This is a genomic window from Paenibacillus algorifonticola, from assembly GCF_050481745.1.
Lineage (GTDB): Bacteria > Bacillota > Bacilli > Paenibacillales > Paenibacillaceae > Pristimantibacillus > Pristimantibacillus algorifonticola_A.
In genome coordinates, this window is the sequence record NZ_JBCNGR010000038.1 from 77928 (window position 1) to 84725 (window position 6798).

General features: G+C 48.3%; 6 protein-coding genes and 1 CRISPR repeat array. All 6 genes read left to right on the forward strand.

The annotated features are described in order from the left end of the window. Window positions 1–453 precede the first annotated feature (453 nt). The 6 genes from cas5c to cas2 all read left to right on the forward strand — a co-directional run bounded on the left by cas5c (window position 454) and on the right by cas2 (window position 6048). Entirely contained in the window at window positions 454–1176 is a 723-nt protein-coding gene (gene cas5c, locus ABEW34_RS27350; RefSeq protein WP_430163513.1) for a type I-C CRISPR-associated protein Cas5c, read from the forward strand. Beyond that, entirely contained in the window at window positions 1173–3128 is a 1956-nt protein-coding gene (gene cas8c, locus ABEW34_RS27355; RefSeq protein ID WP_430163516.1) for a type I-C CRISPR-associated protein Cas8c/Csd1, read from the forward strand. The genes cas5c and cas8c overlap by 4 nt, the downstream gene beginning before the upstream one ends. Before the next feature lie 65 nt (window positions 3129–3193). Then, window positions 3194–4075 (forward strand): type I-C CRISPR-associated protein Cas7/Csd2, encoded by an 882-nt coding sequence (cas7c, locus tag ABEW34_RS27360; protein ID WP_430163519.1) that lies wholly within the window; start codon window positions 3194–3196, stop codon window positions 4073–4075. Further along, window positions 4062–4721, forward strand: a complete 660-nt coding sequence (cas4, locus tag ABEW34_RS27365) for a CRISPR-associated protein Cas4 (RefSeq protein ID WP_430163522.1) — start codon at window positions 4062–4064, stop codon at window positions 4719–4721. The genes cas7c and cas4 overlap by 14 nt, the downstream gene beginning before the upstream one ends. Continuing rightward, window positions 4718–5749, forward strand: coding sequence for a type I-C CRISPR-associated endonuclease Cas1c (gene cas1c / locus ABEW34_RS27370; protein ID WP_430163525.1), 1032 nt, complete (start codon window positions 4718–4720; stop codon window positions 5747–5749). The genes cas4 and cas1c overlap by 4 nt, the downstream gene beginning before the upstream one ends. 8 nt (window positions 5750–5757) lie before the next feature. Continuing rightward, on the forward strand, window positions 5758–6048 hold the full coding sequence (gene cas2 / locus ABEW34_RS27375) for a CRISPR-associated endonuclease Cas2 (RefSeq protein WP_430163528.1): 291 nt from the start codon (window positions 5758–5760) through the stop codon (window positions 6046–6048). Window positions 6049–6254: 206 nt separating this feature from the next. Further along, a CRISPR array of direct repeats spans window positions 6255–6758; the repeat unit is 33 nt; unit sequence GTCGCACTCCGTACGGAGTGCGTGGATTGAAAC. Window positions 6759–6798 lie beyond the last annotated feature (40 nt).

The following is a 6798-nucleotide window of genomic DNA, read 5'->3' on the forward strand; positions in this document are numbered from 1 at the left end:
ATTGTAGTGTAGCACAGGATACTTTTTGTGAACATAATCGCAGAAGAGCGCTGCTAGGGCTGCAGCAAAGAGAAGGAGCTTTAATATCAAATTATCTAATTGACGCTGAAACGTCTATTTTTCGCGAAATACTTACCGTAGTAATGGAGACAGCATTTTTAAATGATGCTAGGCTTTCCCGTTATAGTTCTTCAACTGGATATCGGGTTAGCGGGATTAAAGCATGACGCGAGGTCTACGAACAAGTCTGTGGAGAAAGCTTATCGGCAAGAAATTAAGTAAGCTTTGTTTAATACTAGTAAGGCGTATATTGCAAAGTTTCTAACAGTAACTAAATAATATCGATGCTTCGTGAAGGCTGCGGGCAGTTCATCCAAGTCTTCACGAAGCTAAGATTTTTTACTATATAAATGAATTGGTAGCTTTATCAAAGCCATCAGAAAGGAGAACAAGATGCGCAACCAAATTGAATTTGAAGTATCCGGCAAGTATGCACTTTTCACAGACCCGTTGACCAAAATCGGAGGAGAGAAGTTCAGCTATCAGGTTCCTACTTATCAAGCTCTGAAAGGGATTGTGGAATCGATATATTGGAAGCCTACAATTATTTGGTACATCCACGAGGTTCGTATCATGAACGTCATTCAGACAGAGTCCAAGGGCATTCGCCCCATTGAATATAATGGCGGCAATACGCTTGCTTATTATACTTACTTGAAGGATGTCAAATATCGGGTTCGCGCCTATTTCGATTTTAATCCTCATCGGGAGGATCTCGTCTATGACCGCAACGAGCATAAGCATCACAATATCGCCAAACGTTCGGCTCAGGCGGGAGGGCGCAGAGATATTTTTCTCGGGACGCGTGAATGCCAGGGCTATGTGGAGCCTTGCGATTTTAACGAAGGCAAGGGCTTTTATGATGAGGTGCCAGAGGTAGACTTTGGTCATATGGTGCACGGCATCAGCTATCCAGATGAAACAGGCAGGCCGGAGAGGGAGACAAGGCTGTGGCCAGTCAAGATGGAGCGCGGCATTATCCGCTTCATTCGCCCAGAAAAATGTGAACTGACTCGCAAAACAGGCGAAGGTGTTGCAAAAGCTTTCAGCTCCGAAAATATGGAGTCGGTCGACCACCTGCATGAAGAGCTATTTGCAGAGGGGGAGAAGGCATGAGCTGGCTCGCGAATTTGAGCAAAACCTACGATAACCATACGGATGCGATAGGGAATTTTGAGAAAAAAAGAAATGGCCGTGAATATGCACTCATTCCGATTTCACATACGACACAAAGTGCGCATATTGAGGTGATTTTGAATGGGAAGGGCGAATTTCTAAGAGCGAAGGTGATTGAGAAGGAAGAAGGAAGCACGATCATTCCTTGCACCGAGGCTGCGGCAAGCCGGACAAGCGCACCCGTCCCCTATCCGTTGTTCGATAAGCTTATGTATGTCGCTGGCGACTATGAGCAATATGTTGGCGAGGTGAAGAAGTATACACCTTATGCAGATTATATGGAGCAGCTGCGTGCGTGGTGTACATCGACTAATTCCAATCACAAGGTGGAAAGTGTCTATCAATATTTGCAGAAAGGCACGCTGATAGCGGATTTAGTAGGTTATGAGGTGCTATGGGAGGACAAGCAAGGCAAGCTGCTGGATAAATGGGTGCAGGCGGAAGGCGACGAGAGCAAGGAGAAGCCAGCTATTTTCAAAGTGATTGCCTCTGATCAAAGCTCGGCTTTTGTGCGATTCGCCGTACAGATTCCGGGAGATACCGAGCCAAGGCTATGGCGTGATCGGGAGGTTCAGCAGTCCTTTATTGATTTTTATAATGAGCAGCTTGCAGAGACGGACTTATGTTATGTGACGGGCGAGCAGCTCCCTTTTGCGGACAAGCATGCTTCGCGTATTCGCAACTCTGGTGATAAAACGAAGCTGATTTCAGCCAATGACTCAAGCGGCTTCACGTTTCGCGGGCGGTTTCGGACGAGCAGGGATGCGGCCTCCGTTAGCTACGAGGTATCGCAAAAGGCGCATAATGCGCTGAAATGGCTGATTGATCGGCAATCCTTTACCCTTGACGGCAAAGTGTTTCTCGTATGGGGAACAGATCGGCTTGAGGTGCCAGCCCCTGCGGAGGATTTGTTCGACTATCTGAAAGAGGAAGAGGACGATTCGCCGGCTGGAGATATGGCGCATAGGGAGCATGCTCTTGAGGTAAGAAAGGCGCTTAGCGGCTTTCGTTACGATGGCGAATATAAATCAAATGTCGTTATTATGACGCTTGATGCGGCGACGCCAGGACGGCTGTCCATCGTGTATTACCGCGATATGAATCGCGAGCTGTTCATGAATCAATTGCAGTATTGGCATGAAACCTGCTTTTGGCGTCATAGGTATCGCAAAACTGAGGATGGTAAATATAAAGCTTTTACAGGTGCGCCAGCGACAAAGGATATTGCTTTTGCCGCTTATGGGCCGAGGGCAAGCGACAAAGTAGTGAAAGGGCTGCTGGAGCGAATGCTGCCCTGCATCGTAGATGGTGTTCCAATCCCGATAGATATTGTTCGCAGCGCAATCAGCCGCGCCTCTAATCCTGTAGGCATGGAGCCATGGGAATGGGAGAAGACGCTGAGCATCGCCTGTGCGCTGGTCAACAAAACCAAAGAGAAGGAGGGCTTCCGAGTGAGCCTGAATAAACAATTGGATGATCGAAATTATCTGTTCGGCAGAATGCTGGCGATTGCCGACGTGCTGGAGAGAAGGGCATTAGGAAGAGAAGAGAGACGGGCAACGAATGCGATTCGTTATATGAACGCTTTTGCCCAGCGTCCGGGACGTACATGGAGTATTATTCAAGCCAATCTACAGCCCTATCAGGCGCGAATGGGAACGGATGCGAGATATTACAATGGTTTGCTCGATGAGGTGGGAGCGATGCTGAAGCCTGAGGAGTTTACGGATGCTCCGCTTAGCGGGCTGTATCTGCTTGGTTTTTACAGCCAGCGCCACGACCTGTATACGAGCAAAAAAGATAAAGGCGACACAACGCAGGGGCAAGATAGCGAGCGAGATAACGATCAAGCTAACGATCAAGACAGCGATCAGGACGATACAGAGGAATAGGCAAGTCTAGCAATAGTCTAGCAATCTATGAGTCTACTAAATAAACCTATTAGGGAGAGATGAAAATGAGCGTACTTGACCATAAAATTGATTTTGCCGTTATTTTGTCCGTCCGAAATGCCAATCCGAATGGCGACCCATTGAATGGCAATCGTCCAAGGCAAACCTATGAAGGACTTGGCGAGATTTCTGATGTGTGCCTAAAGCGCAAAATCCGCAACAGGCTCCAGGACATGGGCGAAGCGATTCTCGTCCAATCGGATGAGCGCCGTGACGATGGATACCGCAGCATTAAAGAGCGTGTAGATGCGAATGCCGATGTTCAAGAGTTTGCCAAGGGGAAAAAGCAAAACAATGAGCTATACGCACAGGCGGCCTGCAAGTCATGGATGGATGTGCGCAGCTTCGGCCAGGTGTTTGCTTTTAGCGGCGGGACGGATGCGTCATCGGGTGTATCTGTGGGCGTTCGCGGGCCTGTCTCGATTCATACAGCGCTTAGCGTCGAGCCGATTGCCATTACAAGCACGCAAATTACGAAAAGCGTCAACTCGGTGACGGGTAAGGACCCGAACAAGAAGGGCTCCGATACGATGGGGATGAAGCACAGAGTAGATTTTGGCGTCTATGTCGTCTATGGCAGCATCAATACGCAATTGGCGGAGAAAACAGGCTTTACGAAGGATGATTCGGAGAAGATTAGAGAAGCGCTTAGAACTCTTTTTGAAAATGACACCTCATCCGCGCGCCCAGACGGCAGCATGGAAGTTCATAATGTTTTCTGGTGGAAGCACCAGTCCAAGCTTGGACAATATTCCTCGGCGAAGGTGCATCGCTCCTTGAAAATTAAATTGAACGATGACGTAGTCGAAGGGAAATCCATCGACGACTACACTTGGACAATTGAGCCGCTTGAGGGCTTGGAGCCCCAAAGATATGTGGGACAATAACGAAGAAGATTTTCTAATGCTTTCTGGCATTCAGCATTTCAACTTTTGCCGGAGGCAATGGGCGCTTATCCATATTGAGCAGCAATGGGAAGAAAATGTCCGCACGGTAGAAGGAGCGCATTTGCACCGCAAAGCCGACCAGCCTATGCTGCGGGAGAAACGCGGGGACAAGCTGATTGTCCGTGCTCTTCCTGTACAGTCACGTAGGCTGGGTATTTCCGGCATATGCGATGTAGTTGAGTTTGTACGAGATAGCTCGGGTGTTCCATTGGCGGGGGAGGAAGGGCTTTACCTTCCTTATCCCGTGGAATATAAGCGCGGCAAGCCGAAGCGGAACGATTCCGACCGCTCGCAATTAGTAGCTCAGCTCATTTGTCTGGAAGAAATGTTAATGTGCGAGCTGTCGATGGGCTATCTCTATTATGACGAAACGAAGCATAGGGTTGAGGTGCCAGTTACCGAAGCGGACAAAGTGAGGGTCAAGCAAAGTTTGGATGAGATGCGCCACTACTATGAGCGGAATCATACGCCGAGAGCGAAGACAGGGCCGCATTGTCAAAGCTGCTCATTGAATGTCGTATGTTTGCCGGAAATGCTGGAGCGAAAACCCGTTTCAAGCTTTATCGAAAGCAGGTTGGCCGAATGAAAAAGCTGCTGAACACACTGTTCGTGACGATGCCAGATACGTATTTATCGCTCGATGGCGAAAATATTGTTATAAAGCGGGACGACGAAATTGCCGGACGCTATCCCCTCCATAATTTGGAGGGAGTCTGCACCTTTGGTTACGCGGGGGTCAGTCCGGCTTTAATGGGCAAATGCGCTGAAAATAACATCGGGCTGACCTTTATGACCCGAAATGGGCGTTTTTTGGCACGGGTCGTCGGAGAGGATAAAGGGAATGTTGTGCTGCGCAAAGAGCAGTATCGCATTTCCGATGATGAGCGCCGAAGCGCTATTTTTGCCAGAAATATGATTTTGGGCAAAGTGTATAACAGCAAGTGGGTTGTTGAACGTGCCTTGCGGGATCATGCACTCCGCATGGATACAGAGCGAATGAAGCAGGTGAGTGCTTCGCTATCGGAGACGATGAAGCTTATTCGCGGTGTGGAGCAGCTGGATATTTTGCGTGGATTAGAAGGAACGGCTGCTGTGCAATACAACTCAGTGTTTGACCAATTGATTTTGCAGCAAAAAGAGCAGTTTTTCTTCCATGGGCGAAATAAGCGTCCACCGCTGGATAATGTGAATGCATTGCTTTCGTTCACCTACTCGCTGCTTGCGAAAGATGTGACAGCTGCGCTGGAGTCCGTAGGACTGGATGCTTACGTCGGCTTTCTGCATCGGGATCGTCCGGGGCGGGCTTCGCTTGCGCTGGATATGATGGAGGAGCTTCGGAGCGTATATGCTGACCGAATGGTGTTGTACCTGATTAACAAGAAGGTCGTTAACGACAGTGGCTTCGTGAAAAAAGAAAATGGAGCCGTCATCATGGACGATGACACGAGGAAAGCGGTGCTTAAGGCATGGCAGGAACGCAAACAAGAGAAGATCATGCATCCCTATTTGAACGAAAAGATAGCCTGGGGGCTTGTTCCTTACGCTCAGGCCCTATTGCTTGCGAGGCATATTCGGGGTGATTTGGACGAATATCCGCCATTTTTCTGGAAGTAGGTGTTCATATGCTCGTAATAATTACGTATGATGTGAGTACATCAAGCAAGGAAGGGCGTAGAAGGCTCTCCCGAGTGGCCAAAACCTGCCTGAATTACGGTCAAAGGGTACAAAACTCCGTATTTGAATGTATTGTAGATGCGACAAAGTTTCGCCAATTGAAGTATGAATTGGAGGAGCTAATCGATAAGCAGACGGACAGCCTGCGCTTCTACAATTTGGGTGATAATCACAAAAGCAAGGTTGAGCACATTGGTGCAAAAGAAGCCTATGATATGGAAGCACCGCTTATTCTATAAGCGAAAAAATTTTTGCGGATTCATGGTGCGAATGTGAAGCTCCCATAAAAACCCTAGGGGATTCGCACCTCAAATATTGTAGAAAATTGTCGAATTCGAGTTGTTTTATGAAAAGTCAAGGTTTGACCTAGATTTTTTTAGTATTAAATTAATTGAAAAATGGGGTGATTGATGCCATGATGGGATCAATCACTTGTATTTTCGCTGTCGCACTCCGTACGGAGTGCGTGGATTGAAACATGGATGAGGACGGCAGCATGTTTAGTCGTGTACCGTCGCACTCCGTACGGAGTGCGTGGATTGAAACAAGAGAGCAGTGAGGGAAGTAGGAACTTATGCATGTCGCACTCCGTACGGAGTGCGTGGATTGAAACAGACGCAAGGAATTGAGCGTTTGAAAGAGGAACTCGTCGCACTCCGTACGGAGTGCGTGGATTGAAACTATCATACCAAATCCTCCTCGATCTTTATCTTAGTCGCACTCCGTACGGAGTGCGTGGATTGAAACTGGTCAGGCCCGGCCTGCTCGATCTCCGGCTTCGGGTCGCACTCCGTACGGAGTGCGTGGATTGAAACAGTAAAAGGTAAACACTTGGAGGTGAGGACATGGTCGCACTCCGTACGGAGTGCGTGGATTGAAACGCAAGTGCGTTTGACAAATCCTTGTTGTCCATAACGTCGCACTCCGTACGGAGTGCGTGGATTGAAACCTCACGCACCGCAGCAAGCTTGTTGTTAGACTAAAAAGTA

Coding starts and splice junctions, on each gene's coding strand:
- cas5c (WP_430163513.1), top strand. CDS start 454: ATGCGCAACCAAATTGAATTTGAAGTATCCGGCAAGTATGCACTTTTC.
- cas8c (WP_430163516.1), top strand. CDS start 1,173: ATGAGCTGGCTCGCGAATTTGAGCAAAACCTACGATAACCATACGGAT.
- cas7c (WP_430163519.1), top strand. CDS start 3,194: ATGAGCGTACTTGACCATAAAATTGATTTTGCCGTTATTTTGTCCGTC.
- cas4 (WP_430163522.1), top strand. CDS start 4,062: ATGTGGGACAATAACGAAGAAGATTTTCTAATGCTTTCTGGCATTCAG.
- cas1c (WP_430163525.1), top strand. CDS start 4,718: ATGAAAAAGCTGCTGAACACACTGTTCGTGACGATGCCAGATACGTAT.
- cas2 (WP_430163528.1), top strand. CDS start 5,758: ATGCTCGTAATAATTACGTATGATGTGAGTACATCAAGCAAGGAAGGG.